Origin of the sequence: uncultured Vagococcus sp. (assembly GCF_963518325.1) — a bacterium.
Lineage (GTDB): Bacteria > Bacillota > Bacilli > Lactobacillales > Vagococcaceae > Vagococcus_D.
In genome coordinates this window covers 197,682-219,397 of sequence record NZ_CAUQJB010000004.1, presented here as the reverse complement: position 1 = coordinate 219,397, position 21,716 = coordinate 197,682, and the positions used below count along the sequence as shown (strand labels likewise).

Genomic DNA, 21,716 nt, shown 5'->3' with positions numbered 1-21,716 from the left:
ATCTTTGAGTTCAAAGATGACTCCTTTTAATTGAGTGGGATTAAAATTTTCAAATTGAACCAGTCATCGTCACAGTCAATCGTAAGGTTGCCTTGGTATTTTTCAACGATATAAGCCATACTCTTTAAACCATATCCGTGATTTAGAGTGTTTGACTTAGTAGTCTGTGGCAATCCCTGACTAAATGTTAAGGTCTCGCTATTAGTATTTTCCAAAACAATCATTAAAAAATGAGCACGTTTAAAGAGCCGTAAATTGATAATACGTTTAGCAGGATCAGATAGTTTCATAACTGATTCAATAGCATTATCCAAGGCGTTACCGAAAATGCTACAAATATCCATAACATCCATAAAGTTCAACAGTTGGCCGTCAACGAGGCAAGTAAAGCTAATCTGGTTAGCTAAACACTGAGTGTTTTTACGAGTCAGAATAGTATCTAAACTACCATTTCCAGTTGTAATGGTCGCTTCGAATTGATTGAGATTCTGGGTCATCTGATTGAGATAGCGATGACGTTGATCTGCATTGCTTTCTTCGCGAATAACGTTAATTTGATGCTTTAAATCATGAAATTTTTGATTAAGGTATTGACTGCTTTCTTTGTAAGCTAGATACTGTTCATATTGTAATTGAAAGATTCGGTTAATGGAGCCTAATTCCGCTTTTAAATAGGCTTCATAACGTTGATAAGCTTGCATGTAGATGATGCAAATACCGCTTAGATTGACGAGTGTGCGAATAACAAAAAGGGAAGTATTATCCCCAAATGGATAGGTTGCGCTAATTAAGAAACTGACGTTACTCATAGTAAAGATGATAATAGCAGTTAGTATACTGATAAAGATATCTTTTTTCTTAAGGGGCAAGAATAGATTGGCATGACCAATTCTCTTTTCCAGAAGATAAAAAATGAGGTACATAACAACTAAACATATGAGAAGGAAAAAATAGCCTGGAAGTTTCTGAGTATTTACCGGGGACCAGAAAATTAAATAATAAAATTGCCAAGCCAGTGTTGTACTAAATTCTGCAGCTATAAAGGCTTTTGCACAAAGATAGATGGCTTGTTTAAAAGATAAGGTGGCAGTGAAGCGGATGGTTAGAAACATCCAAAAAACGTTTAAGTACATCCCTGGTAACCACCAAGACCAGGGCCAGCCATTAACTAAGCTCTGTAAAAACAATTGCCCACCAGTCATCACTAACAAACGGGCTTGCCAGTATGAAGGGGCATGTCGTTTGATCATGGGCCAAATAAAAACCAAGCAAGCCAATGATTCGGCTAAAGCTGTATAGAGACGTGGGATTCTTGGAATTATTTCAGACATCACATCGTGCCTCCAATATAGCTGGTTAAAGCGTTAATAAAGGCTTTCTTTCGAGGACGACTAAATTGAAGTCGCTGGCCTTTAACAATAACGTGATTGTCTTCTAGTTTTTCAACATGGCTTAAATTGATAAGATAATAATTATTACAACGAAAAAAATGGGCAGGCAATAGTTTGCTTTCGATTTTTTTTATCGAGTGAATAATTGAAACCGTTTCATCTTTCATGTGGAAATGTAAATAGTGCCCTTGGCTCTCAATGTAATAAATATCTTTTAGTGATAGCTTTTGGATACCGCCGTTACGTTTGACCGAGATACACTGATTGTGTCGCTGATTTATTAATTTATTTAGTTTATTAAAGTGTTTGCTGAAATTGAAATAGGTTAAAGGCTTAAGTAAAAAATCACTGGCATCAACCTGATAGCCTTCCATAGCGTAGTCGATAAAGTTCGTGATAAATACGATGATAACGCGTTCATTTGTTTGGCGAATTTGTTTGGCCGTCTTTAAGCCATCCAGTGTTGTCATTTCAATGTCAAGGTAAATGATGTCGTAGTTAGCAACAGCTGATTTAATAAAATCAATGCCGTCAGGATAGCTATCTACCGTAAGGGAAAGTCGATATTCTTGGGCATAGTCCGAGATATGTCGGTGCAAGGTTTGGCGATTCGACTCGTCATCTTCAACAATAGCAATTTTCATGTTAACCTCCTGATTATCTGATAGTTTAGTTAACTCCTTTATTAGACTAATGGTAAAGCAAATTAGTTAGGAAGTACAGTGGTTTTTTGGGGGATTAGATACTATTAGCGCAAATTGAAATTATGCGTTTTTGTGCATTTTTATTTTTAAAATAAACTGAATAATGCTTTTTGTTGCAAACGGTGATGTTCCATGCTATCCTTATTCTGGGAGTTGATCATGTGTTAATTGAAGAAAGACTTACAGCAATCACTCAAATAATTGAGAGGGAGAACAGGGCCACTGTTGATGACTTGGCTCAAGCGCTCAATGTTTCGAAAGACACGATTCGTCGTGATTTAATAAAGCTTGAAAATAAAGAAATCATTAAACGGGTTCATGGAGGGGCGATGTTAGCAACACGAGAAGCGTTGATTTTTGATTATTCTCATCGATCATCGTCTTTGCAAGAAATCAAGGAGTCTTTAGCTCATGAAGCAGAGAAGCTTATTGCAGAGAATAACACTGTAATCTTTGATTCTTCGACAACGGTGGAGGCAGTGATTCCCTTGGTGAGGAAAAAGAAAATCCAGCCGATTACCAACTCATTGACCCATGCCATGTTGTTTTCTCAACAAGACAACAAACAGGTAACAGTCGTAGGAGGGCAGTTGCACAATGATCAATTATTTCTTTACGGGGCAGAGACCATTGAGAAATTATCGCAATACAAGGCGGACGTTACCTTATTAGGTGTTTTTGCCATGTCGCCTAAGGGCCTGTTCATTCATACGGAAGAAGAAGGTTTTGTCAAACGAGCAATGGTTAAGCAGGGGCGGAAAGTAGTGGCTTTGGCTGATCATACTAAAATGAACACAAAGGGATTCTTTAAAATCTGTGGGTTACAAGAAATCGATGTGTTGATTACTGATAAACAACCAGATACTGATTTTTGTATGGTTCTGGCGCAATATAATGTGGATTTAATCATAAGTGAGGAGTGTTAGTATGAAAGTAGAATTGTCGTTAGTAGCAGAACCAACTGTATTTCCAAAGGTGGATCAGGTGACACTGTCTGATGAGACGATGGCCAAGCGGTTGAAAAAGATTGTAGCAGGTATGGCCAAAAATCAATTGGATATGGTAGTTGTCTATGGGGATAAGGAGCATGGGTCTAATTTTGAGTATTTAACGGGATTTATCCCTCGTTTCGAGGAAGCGTTGCTGATCTTAAAAGCGGATGGTCAAGCCTATCTGTTATTAGGAAACGAAAATGTTAAGATGGCTAGTTATGCCCGTTTGGAAAATACTGTGATTCATGTGCCCTATTTTTCCTTACCCAATCAGCCAATGGATGGTGAGCGTCTCTTGGAAGACATCTTCCAAGAAGTAGGCGTGGATCAGGCCTCGAAAGTGGGAGTAGTCGGTTGGAAGTTATTCAAAAGTTCTTTGCAAGGAAACCAGAAATTATTTGATCTGCCTCATTATGTGGTCAGAGCTTTAGAAAAGACGGTATCGGGTGAGGAGGTCTTAGTTAATGGAACAGAGTTATTTATCGGAGAGACAATTGGTGCTCGAACGGTAGCCAATGCCAATGAATTGGCCCACTATGAGTATGGTGCTAACTTGGCTTCAACCTGTATGTTATCAGCGCTAAATGCGGTTAAAGTTGGCGAGAGAGAAAGCGAGTTGGGGGCCTTGCTTTCGGCTGAGGGTCAAAATCATTCAGTGGTGACGATTGCGGCAACAGGTCAGCGATTTGAGAAGGCTAATCTTTATCCAACACACAAAAAGATGCGGTTAGGGGACAGAGTATCTTTAACTACGGCCTTTAAAGGAGGCTTATCAAGCCGTGCTGGTTATGTAGCCAAACACCAGAGTGATTTACCAGAAGGGGAACAGGATTATTTGGAACGAGTGGCTTTTCCTTATGCTAAAGGAGTCATGACTTGGTTGGAAACAATCAAGGTTGGCTTAACTGGTGGTCAGTTGTATCAAACAATTGAAGAGGTTTTACCGAAGAGTCAGTATGGGTGGAGTCTAAATCCAGGTCATTTTGTAGCAGATGAGGAGTGGCTAGGTAGTCCTATTTATGCTGGTTCACAAGTCACATTAAAGAGTGGCATGATGTTTCAAGTGGACATCATTCCCAGTGTTCCAGGGTATGCCGGTGCTAGTATGGAAGAGTGTGTGGCCATTGGAGATCAGTCTTTAAGAGAAGAATTACAGACAAACTATCCTGAGTTGTGGGAGAGAATTCAGACAAGAAGAGAGTATTTAATTCATGTGTTGTCAATTAAGTTAAGTGAGGATGTCTTGCCTTTATCGAACACGGTCGGCTATTTACGTCCGTATTTATTGAGTAAGCAAGCAGTGACGGTTGTTGGCTAAACGTGGCCGTTGAGAGTTTAAGAAAAGGGACCTAAGTTGGGGCCCAATGAGAGACCTGCTTACCTGGCGCAAAGCTCAGGGCAGGTCTTTTTTTGATTACATGTATTTTAACAATGAATTAAGCTTCGGGAGTGTTGATTGCTGCTTCAAGTAAATTAACAGCAGACAGCTTAAATGGGTGGCAAAGAGGGTTAAAGCAAAACGCAGGAGACCTTGGCTGTTCCAGAGTCCGTTGAGACCGATGATTTTGGCCAAAGGAGGAAGCAGTACGAGAAAAAAGGCGTGAATGAAATAATAATGTTTGGAGTAATCACGAAGTCGACAGGAATTTATTTTAAATGGCAGGAGTTTTTCTTTTAAGAAGATAAACAGAAAAAATGATAAGGGAACTAAAGACAGCAAAAAATTCATATCCAAGCGCGTTTTATCAAAAATATAACAGGCTTCCACTGTAATTAATGCGATTGACAAGATTAATCCTTTTGTATAGGGAAGCTCTTTAAGTTTGTCTTGATAGTCCCATAAAAAGAAACCGATGGCAACGAAGATAACTCCGTAAAATAGACCGTTGCGGGTAGTAATGAAGGTTGCCATGTAGTGATCGATGATTGCTAGCAAGGTAGGGTTTTTAATGACGCCATAATAGGTTTCCAGGGAGCCCAAGCCATACAATAGGAGGGCAAGTCCGAAAAGTGTTGGGTAGTTGGTCTTTTTTAGTACCCAATTAACGGTTAAAACAGCGATGATTAATGCGGGAATATACCAGAGGTGGTAATAAGTTCCCACATAGAAAAGACCGACCACTAACGCAATTGGATAGAGATAAAAAGGCAGGTCATAATGGTCAGAAATCCAATTAAGGCCAATAGGGAGATAGAGAGTGCTCCAAAGTAAATATCCTTTTAGCAAGGTCAGTAAGTAAGTTCTTAAGTAGTTTATTTTATGGTCCGTCCCTCGCTTTAGAAAGTAAGCAGAGGTAATTAAAAAGAAGGGAACGGCAATTCTGGCTAAAACATTGGCAAAGGCAAAATTTAAGGTGTCACTGAAAGGCATAAAAAGCTTCGTATGAACACCAATCACCATCAGTGCTGCCAGATACTTCATTAAATCAATTGATTGATAAGCGCCCTGGGTAATTGGGATAGTGTCTTTTTGAGCTTTTGAGATAACAATGGCTGTCATTTGGTGTCCTCCTTAGTAAAAATCAAAGGTTAAGACCTTTTTTATTAACTATAGCCAATGTTTTGATCCTTGTCCTCAGTCTTAAGTCGTGTTTCCTTAGTAAAGAAACCTATCGTTCGTGTTTGGAGGGTAATCTAATGAACCTTTAATCTTTAATTGTGATAAAAGGGTGAAAAACAAATTAAGAAGTGGTAAAATGAGTTAATGTTGGTATTAAAGTTGTACGAGATGCTTTTATATGGTACATTATTTCTAACAAAATATGATAATGTGGAGAGTGGACGATGGGTAATTGTTTAGTGTTGCAAACTGATTTTGGGTTGGAGGACGGTGCTGTAAGTGCTATGTATGGTGTTGCTCATACAGTTAATCCGACGATTAGAGTTGAAAATTTGACTCACGACATCCCTCCTTATGACATTTGGGTGGCGTCGTATCGTTTGTATCAAACGGTGAAGTATTGGCCTCAGGGCACCGTTTTTGTTTCAGTAGTCGACCCTGGTGTTGGGAGCAATCGCCGCAGTATTGTTTGCAAGACCCGTTCTGGGCATTATATTATTACACCAGATAATGGCTCAATTACTCATATTATGCATTATGAGGGCATTGAGGAAATCCGTGGCATAGACGAGGTGAAAAGTCGTTTGCCTCACTCTGAAGAGAGCCACACTTTCCATGGTCGTGATATTTATGCTTATAATGGTGCTCGTTTGGCAGTTGGCGAAATTACGTTTGAGGAGTTAGGGGCGCTACTTCCTGCTGAGTCGATTAAAGCTTTACCTTTAGTTGAAGCAGAAAAAAATGGCAGTATCTTAACGGGCAGTATTGATGTTTTAGATGTCCGCTTTGGTTCTTTGTGGTCGAATATCCCTTCTAGTTATTTAAAGGATGTGGGCGTTGAACCAGGAGATAGTTTACAAGTCACAATTTATCATCAGGGAAATAAAGTGTATCAAAATATCTTATTGTTTGCCAAATCATTTGCGGATGTTAGTATTGGAGAACCGCTGGTGTATATTAATTCCCTTGTCAATGTGGGTGTCGCAGTCAATCAGGATTCCTTCTCCAAGTTATATCATATTGGCACCGGTATTGACTGGAGCTTGCAAGTTAGAAAAGCGCCAAAAGTTATATTTGAAGATTAAGGTAAAATTAAGTGGATGTGGAGGGGCTTAAGGATGAAAAAAGAGTTTTCGGTTAAGACGATTGTGGCGGTGGGAATTGGTGCGGCAGTTTTTGTTATTTTAGGCCGTTTTGTGGTTATTCCAACTGGATTTCCTAACACGAATATCGAAACAAGTTACCCGTTTTTAGCGCTGATGGCAAGTTTATTTGGGCCATTAGCTGGCTTTCTAATCGGCTTTATCGGCCATACGATTAAGGATTTAACGACTTACGGTGCTTGGTGGAGTTGGATTATTTGTTCGGGGGCAGTTGGGTTTGCTTATGGCTGGATTGGTAAGCGATTTGATTTGGAACATGGTGAGTTTACAACAAAAAACATGATTACTTTTAACCTCTTACAAGCAGTAGCTAATGTAGCTGTCTGGTCTGTATTGGCACCGGTCTTGGATATTTTAATTTACAGTGAACCTGCCAATAAGGTCTTTACTCAAGGGGTGATTGCTGGGATCAGTAATACCGTTGCTGTTGGAGTGATCGGTACATTGCTGATGAAAGCTTACGCTCAATCACGAACAAAAAAAGGTAGCCTTACGAAAGAGTAAGAGGCTATAATAGAGGAAGTTGAATGGTCATCATTCAGCTTTCTTTTCATATTAGATGAACTCTGTTAGGTCTGATGATTAGGCAGTTAAACCAAGAGAACAAGCCTTCTAATTAAGTAAGGAGATATTTATATTAAGATAATGGAGTCGATTGAATGAACCCTTTGATTCAGTTTAAAAATGTTAGCTTTCAATATCATAGTCAGTCAAGCCCGACCTTGCATGATATTTCTGTCAGTATTAATCAAGGTGAAAAAATTCTGGTTGTGGGACCAAGTGGCAGCGGCAAGTCAACCTTTGCCAATTGTATTAACGGATTGATTCCCCACATTCATGAGGGTGAGCTAACTGGAGAGGTGATTGTAAATGGAACATCTGTTAAAAACAGTCAGATTGCAGAGTTATCCTTTGAGGTTGGCACAGTCTTACAGGACACGGACGGTCAGTTTATCGGGTTAACTGTAGCGGAAGATGTGGCATTTTCTTTAGAAAATGAATGTGTCGAGCAGTCTGTTATTAAACAGCGGGTCCTTGATATGGCGACCACCGTTTCTTTAGAAAGCTTATTAAGTCATCGTCCTCAAGAGCTTTCTGGAGGGCAAAAGCAGCGAGTTTCAATGGCCGGAGTTTTAATTGATCAAATCCCAGTCTTATTACTAGATGAGCCCTTGGCAAATCTAGACCCGAAAACTGGGAAGGAATCGATGGTATTACTGGATGAGATTTGTGCTGATAACAAAACTACGGTGGTTATTGTTGAACATCGTTTGGAAGACGTCCTTTATCGTCATGTGGATCGTGTGATAGTTTTTGATGAGGGGCGGATAATTGCCGACCTACCTCCTATTCAATTACTTCAGTCTGATTTATTGGAACGAGTGGGAATTCGTGAACCCCTGTATGTCAGCGCCATGAAATACGCAGGTGTTGATTTGCTGAAAACCACGGATCTGGACTCCCTCGAGTCAGTTGAGGCCCCTTTTATCAGAGAGACGATGGAAGCTTGGTCCACATCAGTCTCTCTTCCTGTTACAGAAAGTCGTAAGAAGCCGTTGCTAAGCCTTAAAGACCTTAACTTCAAATATGGCAAGAATGGAAAACCAGTGTTTAATGACTTATCTGTCACTTTGTATCAAGGGGAAATGGTAAGTATTGTCGGCAAAAACGGGGCAGGGAAATCGACGTTATGCAAGGCTATCTGTGGGTTTATTCAACCGCAAGGAGAGATGACCTGGTCAGGACAAGATTTTATGAAACAGTCGATTAAAGAGCGGGCAGATTATGTGGGTTTTGTGATGCAGAATCCCAATCAGATGATTTCTAAAAAAATGATTGTGGATGAGGTTGGTTTAGGATTGCTTTTGCGTGGCGTGGCAGAAGCTGAGATTAAGGAACGAGTTGCTGCTATCTTAAAGGTATGTGGGTTGTATGAATTTCGTAATTGGCCTATTTCGGCATTGAGTTTTGGGCAAAAGAAGCGAGTTACGATTGCGTCAATTTTGGTCTTAAATCCTCAGATGATTTTACTGGATGAACCGACAGCGGGACAAGATTTACGTCATTATACAGAAATGATGGAGTTTCTCCAAAGGATAAGCGATCAAGGGGTGACGGTGGGAATGGTCACTCATGATATGCATTTAATGTTGGAATATACAGAGCGTGCACTGGTAATTGGCGAGGGGCACGTTATTGCCGATACGACGCCAACTAAGGTCTTAACGAACCCACAGTTAATTGAGCGGGCGTCTTTAAAGGAAACCAGTCTGTTTCGTTTTGCTTCCCGCATAGGGTTAGCGGATCCGATTAATTTTACGGAAAAATTTATTAGTTACGATCGGGAGGCGAGATTAAAATGAACCAATTTCAATTATTGGGGTACATTCCAAATCAGACCTTTATCCATCGTTTAAGTGGTGCTTCCAAATTAATTGTTCTTATTTTATTGTCAATTGCGACGATGACAACTTATGATACGCGTTTTCTGGTTTTTATGAGTGTATTTTCGATTGTTTTGTTTAAATGGTCAAAGATTCGTTGGTCAGATATTTCCTTTGTCGTGAAGTTCATCATGGTCTTCTCACTTTTAAATATCCTGGCTGTCTATCTTTTTTCACCGGAATACGGAGTGGCGATTTATGGGACTAGACATGTTATTTTTGAAGGAGTTGGTCGTTTTACTTTAACTCAGGAGCAGTTGTTTTATGAGTTTAACTTATTTCTTAAATATGTCAGCTCCATTCCAATTGCCTTGATTTTTATTTTAACGACTAACCCAAGTGAATTTGCGGCTAGTTTAAATAAGCTAGGGGTCAGTTATAAAATTAGTTATGCTGTTGCTTTGGCTCTCCGTTATATACCTGATGTACAAGTGGATTTTTTTGATATATCCATGGCACAACAGGCTCGTGGTGTGGAGTTATCAAAAAAAGCATCTTTATTGAGGCGGTTAAAGGGGACCTTGTCGATTGTCTTTCCTTTGGTTTTATCAAGTATTGAGCGCATTGAGGTGATTAGCACGGCGATGGAACTGCGAAGATTTGGTAAACATAAAAAAAGAACCTGGTATATGGCTCAGTCTTATGGCAAAGGAGATTATTTGGCCATAGTCGTGGCTGTCAGTTTATTAGGGATCTCTTTTTGGTTAATTAAGAATAACGGTGGTCGTTTTTATAATCCGTTTCGTTAAAGTGAGAATCAGGTCATAATTGTAGCTGGTATGAACCCACCATACTAGCTATTTTTTATTTAGTGTGAAAGTATAGCTGTTGTTTCTGAAATTTTTCAAGATTAATTCATTATAAATGAGTAATCGGTGGCAAAACTGTGATACAATGATTAGAAAAAGGAGCGGTTATGATGAAAGCAATTTTGACAGTAATAGGCAATGATAAAGTAGGGATTATTGCTCACGTGAGCCAGGAGTTAATGGCAGAAAATATCAATATTTTAGATGTGTCTCAAACGATTATGGGAACTAATTTTACGATGATGATGATGATTGACTTAACGGGTGTCTCTTCAAGTTTTAGTGAGGTTCAAGGAAAGTTAAATACCTTAGGCGAGAAGCTAGCAGTTAAAATCAGTGTTCAACGTGAAGAGATTTTTAATACCATGCATAAGTTATAAAATAGGGAGGTCCGAGATAATGGAAGTCAATCAAATATTAGAAACAATTCGCATGATTGAAGAAGAGAAACTTGATATTCGTACGATTACGATGGGAATTTCACTTCTTGATTGTATCGAAAGTGATGAGGAAAAGGCTCGTCAGAAAATTTATCATAAAATTACTACCAAGGCAGCTAGATTAGTTGAGGTGGCGGAAGAAATTGAAAAAGAATATGGCATACCAATTATTAATAAGCGGATTTCTGTGACACCTATTGCCATGGTGGCGGCTGCTTCAGGGGAAAGTAATTATGTAGCTTATGCCAAAACATTAGATGAAGCGGCCAAGGCAGTTGGGGTTAACTTTATTGGTGGGTTTTCGGCCTTGGTTCAAAAAGGTTATTCTGCCGGTGATGACGTGCTGATGAATTCGATTCCGCGGGCGTTAGCAGAGACGGAACGGGTTTGTGCGTCAGTTAATATTGGCTGTACCAAGTCTGGCATAAACATGGATGCTGTTCGCCAGATGGGTTATGTCATTAAAGAAACAGCGGCGATGTCGGATTTAGGGTGTGCGAAATTAGTGGTCTTTGCGAATGCTGTTGAGGATAATCCCTTTATGGCAGGAGCCTTTCATGGAGTTGGCGAAGGCGATTGTGTGATTAATGTGGGGGTCAGTGGTCCAGGGGTGGTGAAACGTGCCCTTGAGAAAGTTCGAGGCGAAAGTTTTGATGAGGTAGCGGAAACCATTAAGAAAACAGCCTTTAAAATTACCCGAACCGGGCAATTAGTTGGTCAGCTAGCCTCGAAAGCACTAAATGTTCCTTTTGGGATTGTTGATTTGTCTTTGGCACCGACACCTGCTGTCGGTGATTCAGTGGCGCATATTCTGGAAGAAATGGGTCTCGAATCAGTGGGGACCCATGGAACAACAGCAGCCTTAGCCTTATTAAATGATGCGGTTAAAAAGGGTGGCGTTATGGCTTGTGGTCATGTTGGTGGCTTGTCTGGTGCCTTTATTCCAGTTTCTGAGGACATTGGCATGATTAACGCTGTGAACAATGGTGCCTTGAATTTAGAAAAGTTAGAAGCGATGACGGCGATTTGTTCGGTCGGACTGGACATGATTGCTGTACCGGGCGAAACAAGTGCTGAAACGATTGCGGCGATGATCGCTGATGAAGCTGCAATTGGTGTGATTAATAATAAAACAACTGCAGTACGGCTAATTCCAGCTGAAGGTAAAAAAGTCGGTGAGATGGTCGAATTTGGTGGGCTGCTTGGACGTGCACCGGTGATGGCAGTTAATAAATATGGATCAACTGATTTCATTTTACGTGGTGGACGGATTCCGGCACCCATACATTCATTTAAAAATTAAACAAAAAAACTCTCTACAAAATAGAGAGTTTTTTTGTTTAATTAAAAGGAAGCGCCAAGTGCAGCGGCACTGTCTAGGGCTGTTTGTAAAATTTCTTCACCACGCTCTGGATGGTGATCTACCCCTTCAATAAATAATTGATGGTAGTCTTTGACGCCAACAAAGTTCATGATGCCCTTGACGTATTGAGAGGCAAAGTCTTTGCCGTCATATTCACCGCCATTGGATTGAATATGTAATACTTTTTTTCCTTCTGTTAAGGGAACAGGTCCACTTTCAGTATATTTAAAGGTTTTACCCGCCACATTAACCGTGTCAATCCATGCTTTTAAGCGCGTGGGAACGCTGAGGTTCCACAAAGCATTGGCAATGACGATTTTATCTGCCGCTAAAAATTGCTCTGTTAATGCATTAAAACGAGTTACAGCCGATTGTTGAGCCTCAGTCAATGCGGAGAAATCTGTTCCAGTGCGCAGTAAACCCCAGGCGGATAAAAGAGTATTATCGATTTCTGGGATATCCGATTCAAAAACATCTAATATTTCAACAGTGTTTTCACCGTTTTGTTTTTCATAAGCCATAATAAATTGTTCAAGAGCTTTCATTGATTTTGATTCTCTTGGTGTTAAAGGGTGTGCTTTAATTGCTAATAGTTTTGTCATTGTTTTCCTCACATTCTGTTTGTTTGAACCAGTCTTATTTTACTAAAAAATAGTAAGTAAGTCTAGTTAATTTAAGAATATTGTGATAAAAATGACTGGTTTCAAATAGTGCATATCATTATGAAAAGATTGATATTATACATCGAAACCCTTCTGTGACAGGTACTTAGTTTATTTAAAGTCCCATATTTTCAGATATTTCATAATCATGTGCAAAGAGTGGCATAGTATTGTACCATTTCTTTCCCTATACTAAGTAGTGTGGTAAGGGAAATTAAAAGTTCTATTTATAAAAAACGTTAAATTAATAAAAATATAGGGGGATATTATCATGGAAACAATCGGATATGCACATACAAGCGAGGATAAAGGGTACTTGTCGTCACAATTGGAAAGTTTGGGGAAATATGGTTGTGACCGTATTGTATTAGAAACAGATGGTCAACAACAAGTTGCACACCCTCATGTTGAACTAGAGGCTGCAGTTGAGGAACTGTCATCAGGGGACAAGTTAATCGTCTTCGAATTAATTTGCCTTGGTAAATCGATCATTCAATTAGCGGATTTTATTGCTGAGTTAACTGAAAAAGGGATTGAATTAATTGTCTTAGAAAAAGATGAAGCCCTTAAAGAGTTGGATGATTCAATCTTTACAGCGATGATTACAAGCATGGCACAAATGGAAAAAGCGATTATTCGTGAAAGAACATCTCGTGGTTTGGAAGAAGCTCGTCGAAATGGGCGAATTGGTGGTCGTCCAAGAATTTCTGAAGAAACGGTCGAACGTATCCTGTTCTTATACAATAATAATAAATACACCTTGCGCCAAATTGCTGAAGAATGCAATATTTCTTTAGGAACAGCTTATAAATATACGCAAGAAAAATAATAAATAAGAAGCTGCTGTCGCAGCTTCTTATTTATTATTTTTGAAATCAAGGTTGTTAATTCGAGTAGCGTTAACCTTTACTATGGGTGATGACCAATTGTTTTTTACCATTGTTTTTGGCTTGATAAAGGGCTTCATCGGCTTCCTGAAACGCTCGCTCGATGTTAAAGTGTTGGTCAATGTCAAAATGGGTTAAGCCAGCTGAAATTTCCAACTCAATCAGCGTGTCTTCAAAGATAAAAGGTGATTGGGTCAAATTTTCAAATATTTGGTTGAAAAAAGCTTCGGCTTCTTCAGGCGTTTCATTGTGGATGATCGCAAATTCATCGCCACCAATTCGACAAATATAGTGCCGATACTCAATTTGTCCCTGACTTATTATCTTAGCCACATGTTTAAGGGCTAAGTCACCGACAGGGTGACCAAAGTTATCGTTGACTTGTTTAAAGTTATCGACATCAATGACAGCCAAAGACAAGTTGCCACTTTCTTTTTTTGATATATTATTCGCGACATAATCTAAAAAGAAATGAAAGGACTCTTTGTTATAAACACCAGTCAAGCCATCGTAAATGGCTGCTGTTCGATAAACATGAACGGATTGAGAAGCTGAGACTGCTGCATTAATAATAAAGGTGGTAGCGATAAAAATGACTGAGTACATAATGAGGTAAACAGCAAATTCTGTTAGTTTGCGTAGCTGAAAAAAAGGCGCGAAGTAAAATGAAAATAAAAATAAGCGTAATAACATAAAGACAAATAGGAACAGAAAGTTTGCTGGCCATATAGATATTTTTTTATGACGCATGTAGATGCAAAGGGATAACAAAAGAATGGTAAAAACTAGATTGTTAAAGTATTCGTTAAAGGTTATGGCAGGCATTGAGTGGACATAACTAAAGTATTTTAGGCCAATCAATGTAACCGAAGTAATAATCCCTAAAACGTCTGAGCCGTAAAGAACCGCAAAAAATATCATTACATATCGCATGTCTACGCCATTGCTCTCGCCAAACAGGGGAATTCGATTGATGGATAAAACAAAGCTAATAACACCTAGAGCGAGGCCCGTTACTAAATTGGTACCAAGCCTTTCTCTGGAGAAAAGATCGCCAGAGACAAAGGAAAGGTTTGTCCGTGCTTTTTTTGTTCCTAAGTGCAAAGAGACAAAATAGTATGACAATATCGTGCTGATAATTACCGAGATATTGATCAAAATGGCATTCACAAAGGTTAGCTCTTTTGGTAATAGTTGCAAGAGAACAGCTCCTTCTCCAGATTATGTGTTAGCTTTTAAGTAATCTAAAACTGCTGGGTCAATTTTGTTTATTTTGTTAATGGCTCGACGAATTTTAGCCCAATCCTGATCAGAAGGAATGGCATCGACTACAATAATTTTATCAGCCGGTATAATTTCTTCAAAGAAGGTTGTGACATAATAATCGTATCCGTCTAACTGGCTGCGGTCTTCATCTTCCAAAAAGATAATAGATCCCTGATAAACACTGATTTTAACTTTGGTACCAAAGTTTTTAATGATCATCTCTGCAAGTAAATTTGCATGCTCTTCGCCTAAGTCACTGAAGACCATCAAGTTAGCTTTTTCTTTTTTATTTTCAAGTATGGTGGGTAATCTTTTCCACTTAACCATGATCCAATAAATGACCTTATTTTTAAATCGACTTAACCAAGGAAAGTTCATTTCTTCTTCCATATCCTTTAGTCCTTTTTCGACAACTTTCGTAAAGGCTGGAAAATTATTGCGAATGGCTGTTCCATTAAATTCATAACGATCAAATAAGATGAAATCATCAAAAGGGTACATCAAGTGCTCCAAGTAAGTAAAGGTCAGGACATTTTTGATATTAAGGCGACTGTGGTCATCTATTTCTAAATCAAGAGCGTCTTTAATCAATTCTAAAAAGCGGGCTAGTTTTTCTTTTAATGAATGAATGTCAATCTGATCGATCATTAACGCTTTAATAAAATAGATCGAATTAATCATGTCGTCTAAAACTTGATCGTTAAGGCTCAAGTCAAGAACGGCAATAATGTCATTGATTTTATCTTCAGCCTGGTAGAAGTTGGCTCTGTGAACATCTGTTATTCGTTCTGGATGGGTGATCGTCGTATAAAAACCTTGACTAATCCGTTCCAAACTAACCGCTAGAATATAAGCTAGATTCAAGTGCATGGTTTCATCCACTTGATAACCTGATTTTTCGAATATCTCTTTGGCCATAATAACTGTTTTGCGGCGGTCAATGGCGAAAGGCCAATCGTGAATGCCGTATACTTCTGAAAAAAAGGTTGTGTAAAAATAACGAACGTACAATTCATTTTCATTCGCGACTCGACAGGGTCTTTTCTGCAGGACTAAGTCATAATGAGACAATGAATTGGTTAATTGATTTGAAATACGGTACAAGGAAGACTCGCTAATAAACATCTCTTCCTCCCAATCCTCAATGTTGATGTCTGGGTTGAAAAAGATTTTTTCAAGTAACTGAAAAGCCTCTGAGTTTTCAATTACATTGTTATATACCACCGAGGCATGACTACTTGGTGGGGTACTTAAACGAACGCCGTTTTTCTTTGACGTTTCGATAATTAGATGGGGAAACCAATTTTCCTTTAAGAAATGGACGTCACTGTTGATAGTTCTTAAAGAAGCTTTATTGGTATTCGCTAGTTCGTTTGAGCTGATCCAATCCGAAGAGCGATTGAGTTGCTCTAAGATTTCGAGTCGTCTTTTTGTTGATGAGTCGAGTAGTTCTCTCATGGTATCCTCCTTAGACTGATGTGTTATCCTGTTATTTAATGAGAAAATCAATGCAGGAACTGTGTTATATCAAGCTAATTGAATAAGTAGAAAAATAGACTGTTTTACGAGCTAAAACTACTGCAATGAGCTGATGAAAATAACACGTACTTTGTAAGTATAACATTATTTAAGGGGGAAATGTTAATATTAATCTTTAAATGAACGAGAATTTTGATCGTTGTTGGCGTTTAAAAAGGGTGTATAGTGAACGATTATTGCTGACTTTCTAAGCTCTTTATGGATAATTTGTCTAAGATATTTTTTTGCTTTTAAGAGATGTGTTATATAACTAGATTTGAAAGAGCTATGTTATACAAAAAAGGTTTTATTACGGTGTTTTTTTATTTTCGCTGGTAATTCTATTTTTCAGTGAAAATAAGCTCAAATAGAAGAACATTATTCTCATAATCGATAAAATAAAGGCATCTTTTTTGGATTAAATGAGAAAAATTTTATTATTTTTCGGAGGGATTTTGCATTTTCTTGTAAATATGATACGCTATTCCTAGTAAAATGATTAATGAATAGGAGCAAAAAAAATGTCTATACCAAATTGTCCTGAGTGTCAATCCAGTTATGCTTATGAAGATCGCAGCTTATTTATCTGTCCAGAGTGTGGCCATGAATGGTCAGCCGATGAACCTCTTGAAGAAGAAGCTGGGTTAGTCGTGAAAGACGTTAACGGCAACGTTTTAGAAGACGGAGACACGATTACAGTAGTGAAAGATTTAAAAGTTAAAGGGAGTTCAACGGCGATTAAACAGGGTACAACGGTTAAAAATATTAGATTGATTGATCCTAAAGATAATGCCGATCATAATCTTGAATGCCGCATCGGTAGTTTTGGTCAAATGAAGTTGAAGTCAGAATTTGTGAAAAAGATTTAGTCTGAGGAACCTTTAATAGGTTTCTTTTTTTGATTAATAAACCTTAATTAATGACAAAGGAAAATTAATTCAAATGTTAAATTAGTTAAGAGGGTGTTATTAAATATGTTTCTAGCAGTTTCATACAGCAGACTATAAAAAACATAATTTCGCAAAGCTTTCACACATTTTTCAAGTAAGTTTTAGACAATCATGATAAACTAAGATTATAGAAAGAAATAAGGGGGCTAATTAAGATGTTTATGCCAATGGGATTTGGTTTTTTTGATAGCACAATCATTTTAGTATTAATTGGAATGGGACTGTCAATGGCTGCATCAGCATATGTTAACAGTACATTCAAAAAGTATGCAGCATATAGCAATAAAAAAGGATACACTGGAACACAGGTTGCTCAACTAATATTGCGAGCAGCTGAGGTAGACGGTGTGGCCGTTCAGAAAATTTCTGGAGATTTAACCGATAACTATAATTCCCATAATAAGGTCTTGAGTTTATCCGAAACCGTGGCTGATTCGACTTCAGTGGCGGCGATTGGGGTAGCCGCTCACGAGTGTGGCCATGCGGTTCAGGATAGCCGTAGTTACTTTCCATTAAAATTACGTTCGGCCATTGTGCCGGTCGCAAATATTGGCACGACAGTTTCCATGCCATTAATAATTGCCGGGCTCTTTTTCGGTCAGACGTTGATAAATATTGGAATTATCTGTTTTGCAGCAGCATTTCTGTTTCAAGTGGTGACACTACCAGTTGAATTTAATGCTTCGCGCAGAGCTTTAGCTATTTTAAGAAGTAATCACTTCTTGGATGACGAGGAAATGGCAATGGCTCGTAAAGTTCTTGTGGCAGCTGCCTTAACATATGTAGCCGCAGCGATTTCAACCTTGCTGCAATTGTTACGTTTGGTGATGCTCTTTGGTAATAGAAGAGATTAGTGGGTGATTTAAGTGTTTAATGTTATAATTACTACATAAACTAATTAAAGGGGCTGAATAAATGAAAACATCAACAAAATTATTGCTTGGATTAAGTGTTACGGCACTTGTTGGGACGACATTAGCTGTCGTTGTCTCCGATAAAGTGATTAAAACGGTGAAAGAAACACAAAATCGTTACAAGGTTAAGAAGTTTGTTAACGACAAATTAGACGGTAGTGAAAAACTGCTTGGCATAGTCGATGATTTATCAGATTCCGAAATTGAGTCAGTCGTCGGTATTTTAAGCAAGGTCAAAGACAGTCGCAATAAAATTAGTGTGACTGGTAAAAATGTGCGGGAAGTAACAGAAGATGTCAAAAAACACTTAGTTGATTTTGTCGAATCATTTGCATAAAAATAGCGATGTCACTCTAACATTGAGTGACATCGCTATTTTTTAGGCAACTAAAAGGTAACTTAGTACAAGGTCGTCCATGCTTTTCAGGGACAGGCCTGTTTGTTCGTGGAATTTTTCTAAACGGTATTGCAGTGTGTTTCGATGCATGAATAATTCTTTAGCGGTGGAACTGATATTTCCTTGGTTGTTCCATAAAGCGGTGATGATGTCTTGCATCTCACTGTCAATTGATAGTTTTTTCTTGAATATTTGCATGATTAGGCTCTTTTTTACCATGTTTTTTGTGAAGAAGTGCAGGGCGACTTGGGACAGTGAAAAAGCCGATTTACTTTTGATATTAGGCAATTCTTCCAAAAATATTTGTTTTTCTTCTTGAAAAAAACGAGGAAAGCCATCGCTGACATTGAGGAAACTGCCAAGAAAGGCTTTTGTTTTAAAGGTGAAATCACTTTCCAGTGTCAATAAGATTCCTTCTAACTCTTCCAAGGAATAAGAACTTTTGCTCTTTTCCTCGACAATAATGCCGTAACACTCCGTTAGGAAAAAAGCATCAGCTACTTTGTTAAACATGCTGACAAAAGCGTCTAGCCATTCTTTCCGCGATTGTTTTTGGTTGGGATTTACTAAGTTAAACTGAATAATTCGATAAGAACCTGCCACGTTTTCAATAGGCTTGCCTTCGAACAAGAAACCATACCAAGGGTGTTTTTCATCATTGATGGTCACGTCATTTTTTTCGAGAAAGAGTGCGGTTAATAGGTTGATTTCCGTAGTAGTTAGCTGAGCCTTTGGTAAGGCTAACCAGTTACCGTCTAGGGGAATATTTAAATAAAGATCATTGTCCATCGGTGAGGGGACCACGTCACCAATGTTATAAATCTCTTGCAATTGTAGTTTATCCATATTATCACCAATCATTTCAACAGTTTATCAGCCCACTAATGAATCGTTGCGAATCAATTACCTAGCTTCCTTCATTTATGTAGGTTGTATATAGTTAGTTTAACATAGTATTTCTCAGGAGACAGCATAAAAAGGTGAATTGGGAGTCTTAACTTTTCGGTCAATTAAAAATTTATTCCTCGTTCTCAGTAGTTTTTGGTACAATAGAATAAATATGGTCTGGAGTGGGGAAAAATATGGAGCGAGTATCAACAGTCAGTGAAGGGGATAAACTTAAATTTATGAGAGAGGCTCTAAAAGAGGCGGAAAAAGCCAGAGCTTTAAGGGAAGTTCCAATTGGGGCGGTGATAGTCTACCAAGGGGAGGTCATCGGCCGAGGGCATAATTTACGTGAAACGACTCAGGATGCCACCACTCACGCAGAGATGGCTGCGATTCAGCAGGCCTGTCAGAATTTGGCTAACTGGCGTTTAGAAGACTGTCAGTTATTTGTCACGTTGGAGCCCTGCCCTATGTGCGGTGGCGCATTGATTTTATCACGGGTAGCCGAAGTTTATTATGGGGCAACTGATCCGAAAGCTGGAGCAGCAGGGACTTTGTTGAATTTATTAGAAGATTCTCGTTTTAATCATCAGGCTTATGTGGAAGCTGGCATACTGGCAAGCGAATGTGGCAATATCTTGACCACATTTTTTAAAGAGTTACGGGCAGAAAAAAAACGTTTAAAGCTGGAGGGTGATTAAATGACTAATGAAATTGTGTTTATGGTCGGAGCAGTGGGGTTTGTCATAGTTTTGATTATTTTTTTATCCATCCGTGAGCGCTTGTTATTAAAAGAGCGAGTGGCTCGTGAGTGGCAAAAGGTGCCACCGGTAACTAACTTTGATAAAGAAGAAAGTTTGAAAGAGGCTTGGCAGATTTATCATCAGTTAAATCCAAGTCAAAGTTCAGTGGATGATATCACTTGGCACGATTTAGACATGATTCGTGTATTCGAATTAGTGAATGGGACAAAATCAAGTGTGGGAGCAGAGCGTTTGTATCAGAAAATGCGTAGTTTTAATTTGGAGGGCAAAGAAGGAGAAGAATTTGAGTCGCTGATGGCCTATTTTTCTGAGCATCCCCAAGAGCGAGCTGATATGCAATATCAGTTAGCGCGGGCGGGAAAGCGGGATAAAAATTTTGTTTGGCATTATTTGAATAATCCACGGGAAAATCAGTTAGGTAACCCTTTGATCTATTATATTTTGGGTGGCTTGCCTTTGGTTTCGCTTTTGTTATTTTTTATAACGAAAATCGGTCCTTTCGTTCTAGTGGCTATTGTGGGGATACTGATCAATGTGGTTTTTTATTTACAAAAAAAAGAGGTATTGCAAAGAGAATTGATGAGTATGAACTACTTGGTTTGCCTCATTGCTCAAAGTGCTAATATTGCTAAGGTTCCTCAGCCCTTCCAAGAATCTCTTCAAGGCTTAGCGAAAAAGTTAAAGTTAATCGCCACTATGGGGTTTGCTTTTCGGGTCAAGGCCAATTCCGAGGCTGAAATATTTTTTGAATACCTTAATATCGCTTTTATGTTGCCATTTATTTCTTATAATCTGGTGTTAAAGAAATTAGATAGCAACCAACAAGAGGCGATTGAGCTTCTGGAAATTATTGGAAATATTGATGCGGCTATTGCTGTTTTGAATTTTAAGAGTATTATGCCTTATGTGAGCCAACCGACATTTTCATCAACTGCTCAAGTAATGGCTGTTGATATGTATCATCCTTTGTTGCGGGAGCCGGTTGTTAATCCAGTTAACTGGCATCGATCTACTTTAGTAACGGGGTCAAATGCCTCAGGTAAGTCCACCTACATTAAAGGAGTCGCCCTAAATGCGATTTTAAGTCAGACAATTGGTCTTGCTTGTGCCAAGTCTTGGGAAATGAAGTCAGGTCATGTTCTTAGTTCAATGGCTTTGGAAGATGATCTTTTTCAAGGTGATAGTTATTTTGTGGCTGAAATTAAGTCTGTTAAGCGAATTATTCAGCAGGTGAAAAAAGGTCAAACTTGTTATTGTTTTGTCGATGAAATATTACGAGGGACTAATACGATTGAGCGGATTTCTGCATCGTCTTCGATAGTGGAATGGTTGGCTAAAAGTAATAGTTTAGGTTTTGTGGCTACCCATGATATTGAATTAACGGAAATGCTAAGTGAGGTTTGCGATAACATTCATTTTGAAGAAAAGGTGACAGAAGCAGAGGGGATTGAATTTGATTATGTGCTGTATCCTGGTCCAGCCAAAACCCGAAATGCTTTAAAACTTTTAAAAGTCATGGATTTCCCGCAAGATATTGTGACGGAAGCAGAGGGAAAAGCCCATCATTTCGAGGTTTCACGGAGTTGGTAAACTAATAATAAAAA

At 38.6% G+C, this 21,716-nt stretch carries 21 protein-coding genes; 14 read left to right on the top strand and 7 right to left on the bottom strand.

Translation table 11 applies throughout. The annotated features are described in order from the left end of the window. Positions 1–26: 26 nt before the first annotated feature. Both RWN13_RS05855 and RWN13_RS05850 read right to left on the bottom strand, forming a co-directional pair. Positions 27–1,331 carry a GHKL domain-containing protein gene (locus RWN13_RS05855; RefSeq protein WP_314061457.1) on the bottom strand — a complete coding sequence of 435 codons (1,305 nt, stop codon included), beginning with the start codon at positions 1,329–1,331 and terminating at the stop codon, positions 27–29. After that, positions 1,331–2,035 (bottom strand): LytTR family DNA-binding domain-containing protein, encoded by a 705-nt coding sequence (locus RWN13_RS05850; RefSeq protein ID WP_314061454.1) that lies wholly within the window; start codon positions 2,033–2,035, stop codon positions 1,331–1,333. The genes RWN13_RS05855 and RWN13_RS05850 overlap by 1 nt, the downstream gene beginning before the upstream one ends. A 221-nt stretch (positions 2,036–2,256) precedes the next feature. Here RWN13_RS05850 and RWN13_RS05845 point away from each other — a divergent pair, with 221 nt between their 5' ends. Continuing rightward, a complete protein-coding gene (locus RWN13_RS05845) occupies positions 2,257–3,021 on the top strand; it encodes a DeoR/GlpR family DNA-binding transcription regulator (protein WP_314061451.1) in 765 nt (254 codons plus the stop codon). Position 3,022: 1 nt separating this feature from the next. Then, on the top strand, positions 3,023–4,405 hold the full coding sequence (locus RWN13_RS05840; protein ID WP_314061449.1) for a M24 family metallopeptidase: 1,383 nt from the start codon (positions 3,023–3,025) through the stop codon (positions 4,403–4,405). A 96-nt stretch (positions 4,406–4,501) separates the two neighbouring features. Here the strand turns inward: RWN13_RS05840 and RWN13_RS05835 are convergent, their stop codons facing one another. Next, positions 4,502–5,587, bottom strand: a complete 1,086-nt coding sequence (locus tag RWN13_RS05835) for an acyltransferase (protein ID WP_314061447.1) — start codon at positions 5,585–5,587, stop codon at positions 4,502–4,504. Positions 5,588–5,871: 284 nt separating this feature from the next. Between RWN13_RS05835 and RWN13_RS05830 the strand changes: the two genes are divergently transcribed. The 6 genes from RWN13_RS05830 to RWN13_RS05805 all read left to right on the top strand — a co-directional run bounded on the left by RWN13_RS05830 (position 5,872) and on the right by RWN13_RS05805 (position 11,806). Beyond that, positions 5,872–6,732: an S-adenosyl-l-methionine hydroxide adenosyltransferase family protein gene (locus RWN13_RS05830; RefSeq protein WP_314061445.1), complete on the top strand. Its 861-nt coding sequence runs from the start codon at positions 5,872–5,874 to the stop codon at positions 6,730–6,732. Positions 6,733–6,765: 33 nt separating this feature from the next. Continuing rightward, positions 6,766–7,314, top strand: coding sequence for an ECF-type riboflavin transporter substrate-binding protein (locus tag RWN13_RS05825; protein ID WP_314061444.1), 549 nt, complete (start codon positions 6,766–6,768; stop codon positions 7,312–7,314). 155 nt (positions 7,315–7,469) lie between these two features. After that, positions 7,470–9,173, top strand: a complete 1,704-nt coding sequence (locus RWN13_RS05820; RefSeq protein WP_314061443.1) for an ABC transporter ATP-binding protein — start codon at positions 7,470–7,472, stop codon at positions 9,171–9,173. After that, positions 9,170–10,003, top strand: a complete 834-nt coding sequence (locus tag RWN13_RS05815) for an energy-coupling factor transporter transmembrane component T (RefSeq protein WP_314061441.1) — start codon at positions 9,170–9,172, stop codon at positions 10,001–10,003. The genes RWN13_RS05820 and RWN13_RS05815 overlap by 4 nt, the downstream gene beginning before the upstream one ends. Positions 10,004–10,173: 170 nt before the next feature. Next, on the top strand, positions 10,174–10,443 hold the full coding sequence (locus tag RWN13_RS05810; protein ID WP_314061574.1) for an ACT domain-containing protein: 270 nt from the start codon (positions 10,174–10,176) through the stop codon (positions 10,441–10,443). A gap of 19 nt (positions 10,444–10,462) precedes the next feature. After that, on the top strand, positions 10,463–11,806 hold the full coding sequence (locus RWN13_RS05805) for a PFL family protein (protein WP_314061438.1): 1,344 nt from the start codon (positions 10,463–10,465) through the stop codon (positions 11,804–11,806). 41 nt (positions 11,807–11,847) lie between these two features. Here the strand turns inward: RWN13_RS05805 and RWN13_RS05800 are convergent, their stop codons facing one another. Further along, entirely contained in the window at positions 11,848–12,468 is a 621-nt protein-coding gene (locus RWN13_RS05800; RefSeq protein WP_314061435.1) for an FMN-dependent NADH-azoreductase, read from the bottom strand. 331 nt (positions 12,469–12,799) lie between these two features. On the opposite strand from RWN13_RS05800, the gene RWN13_RS05795 reads away from it, so the two are divergent. Next, entirely contained in the window at positions 12,800–13,357 is a 558-nt protein-coding gene (locus RWN13_RS05795; protein WP_314061432.1) for a recombinase family protein, read from the top strand. A gap of 70 nt (positions 13,358–13,427) precedes the next feature. Here RWN13_RS05795 and RWN13_RS05790 read toward each other — a convergent pair whose 3' ends face one another. Both RWN13_RS05790 and RWN13_RS05785 read right to left on the bottom strand, forming a co-directional pair. Continuing rightward, positions 13,428–14,615, bottom strand: a complete 1,188-nt coding sequence (locus tag RWN13_RS05790; RefSeq protein ID WP_314061431.1) for a GGDEF domain-containing protein — start codon at positions 14,613–14,615, stop codon at positions 13,428–13,430. Between the two features lie 21 nt (positions 14,616–14,636). After that, positions 14,637–16,139 carry a helix-turn-helix domain-containing protein gene (locus tag RWN13_RS05785; RefSeq protein ID WP_314061428.1) on the bottom strand — a complete coding sequence of 501 codons (1,503 nt, stop codon included), beginning with the start codon at positions 16,137–16,139 and terminating at the stop codon, positions 14,637–14,639. Between the two features lie 581 nt (positions 16,140–16,720). Here RWN13_RS05785 and RWN13_RS05780 point away from each other — a divergent pair. From RWN13_RS05780 to RWN13_RS05770, 3 genes are all read left to right on the top strand, one after another. Then, positions 16,721–17,068, top strand: a complete 348-nt coding sequence (locus RWN13_RS05780; protein WP_314061422.1) for a zinc ribbon domain-containing protein YjdM — start codon at positions 16,721–16,723, stop codon at positions 17,066–17,068. A gap of 242 nt (positions 17,069–17,310) precedes the next feature. Then, the gene (locus tag RWN13_RS05775; RefSeq protein WP_314061573.1) at positions 17,311–18,003 is read left to right on the top strand and encodes a zinc metallopeptidase; all 693 of its coding nucleotides are present in this window, start codon (positions 17,311–17,313) and stop codon (positions 18,001–18,003) included. A gap of 61 nt (positions 18,004–18,064) precedes the next feature. After that, positions 18,065–18,400 (top strand): hypothetical protein, encoded by a 336-nt coding sequence (locus tag RWN13_RS05770; protein ID WP_314061421.1) that lies wholly within the window; start codon positions 18,065–18,067, stop codon positions 18,398–18,400. A 42-nt stretch (positions 18,401–18,442) separates the two neighbouring features. Here the strand turns inward: RWN13_RS05770 and RWN13_RS05765 are convergent, their stop codons facing one another. Then, entirely contained in the window at positions 18,443–19,306 is an 864-nt protein-coding gene (locus tag RWN13_RS05765) for a helix-turn-helix domain-containing protein (RefSeq protein WP_314061417.1), read from the bottom strand. A gap of 236 nt (positions 19,307–19,542) precedes the next feature. On the opposite strand from RWN13_RS05765, the gene tadA reads away from it, so the two are divergent. Together tadA and RWN13_RS05755 are read left to right on the top strand one after the other, a co-directional pair. Then, positions 19,543–20,049, top strand: coding sequence for a tRNA adenosine(34) deaminase TadA (gene tadA, locus RWN13_RS05760; protein WP_314061414.1), 507 nt, complete (start codon positions 19,543–19,545; stop codon positions 20,047–20,049). Beyond that, positions 20,050–21,702: a MutS-related protein gene (locus RWN13_RS05755; RefSeq protein WP_314061411.1), complete on the top strand. Its 1,653-nt coding sequence runs from the start codon at positions 20,050–20,052 to the stop codon at positions 21,700–21,702. Positions 21,703–21,716 lie beyond the last annotated feature (14 nt).

Coding starts and splice junctions, on each gene's coding strand:
- RWN13_RS05855 (WP_314061457.1), bottom strand. CDS start 1,331: ATGTCTGAAATAATTCCAAGAATCCCACGTCTCTATACAGCTTTAGCC.
- RWN13_RS05850 (WP_314061454.1), bottom strand. CDS start 2,035: ATGAAAATTGCTATTGTTGAAGATGACGAGTCGAATCGCCAAACCTTG.
- RWN13_RS05840 (WP_314061449.1), top strand. CDS start 3,023: ATGAAAGTAGAATTGTCGTTAGTAGCAGAACCAACTGTATTTCCAAAG.
- RWN13_RS05835 (WP_314061447.1), bottom strand. CDS start 5,587: ATGACAGCCATTGTTATCTCAAAAGCTCAAAAAGACACTATCCCAATT.
- RWN13_RS05830 (WP_314061445.1), top strand. CDS start 5,872: ATGGGTAATTGTTTAGTGTTGCAAACTGATTTTGGGTTGGAGGACGGT.
- RWN13_RS05825 (WP_314061444.1), top strand. CDS start 6,766: ATGAAAAAAGAGTTTTCGGTTAAGACGATTGTGGCGGTGGGAATTGGT.
- RWN13_RS05820 (WP_314061443.1), top strand. CDS start 7,470: ATGAACCCTTTGATTCAGTTTAAAAATGTTAGCTTTCAATATCATAGT.
- RWN13_RS05815 (WP_314061441.1), top strand. CDS start 9,170: ATGAACCAATTTCAATTATTGGGGTACATTCCAAATCAGACCTTTATC.
- RWN13_RS05810 (WP_314061574.1), top strand. CDS start 10,174: ATGAAAGCAATTTTGACAGTAATAGGCAATGATAAAGTAGGGATTATT.
- RWN13_RS05805 (WP_314061438.1), top strand. CDS start 10,463: ATGGAAGTCAATCAAATATTAGAAACAATTCGCATGATTGAAGAAGAG.
- RWN13_RS05800 (WP_314061435.1), bottom strand. CDS start 12,468: ATGACAAAACTATTAGCAATTAAAGCACACCCTTTAACACCAAGAGAA.
- RWN13_RS05795 (WP_314061432.1), top strand. CDS start 12,800: ATGGAAACAATCGGATATGCACATACAAGCGAGGATAAAGGGTACTTG.
- RWN13_RS05785 (WP_314061428.1), bottom strand. CDS start 16,139: ATGAGAGAACTACTCGACTCATCAACAAAAAGACGACTCGAAATCTTA.
- RWN13_RS05780 (WP_314061422.1), top strand. CDS start 16,721: ATGTCTATACCAAATTGTCCTGAGTGTCAATCCAGTTATGCTTATGAA.
- RWN13_RS05775 (WP_314061573.1), top strand. CDS start 17,311: ATGCCAATGGGATTTGGTTTTTTTGATAGCACAATCATTTTAGTATTA.
- RWN13_RS05770 (WP_314061421.1), top strand. CDS start 18,065: ATGAAAACATCAACAAAATTATTGCTTGGATTAAGTGTTACGGCACTT.
- RWN13_RS05765 (WP_314061417.1), bottom strand. CDS start 19,306: ATGGATAAACTACAATTGCAAGAGATTTATAACATTGGTGACGTGGTC.
- tadA (WP_314061414.1), top strand. CDS start 19,543: ATGGAGCGAGTATCAACAGTCAGTGAAGGGGATAAACTTAAATTTATG.
- RWN13_RS05755 (WP_314061411.1), top strand. CDS start 20,050: ATGACTAATGAAATTGTGTTTATGGTCGGAGCAGTGGGGTTTGTCATA.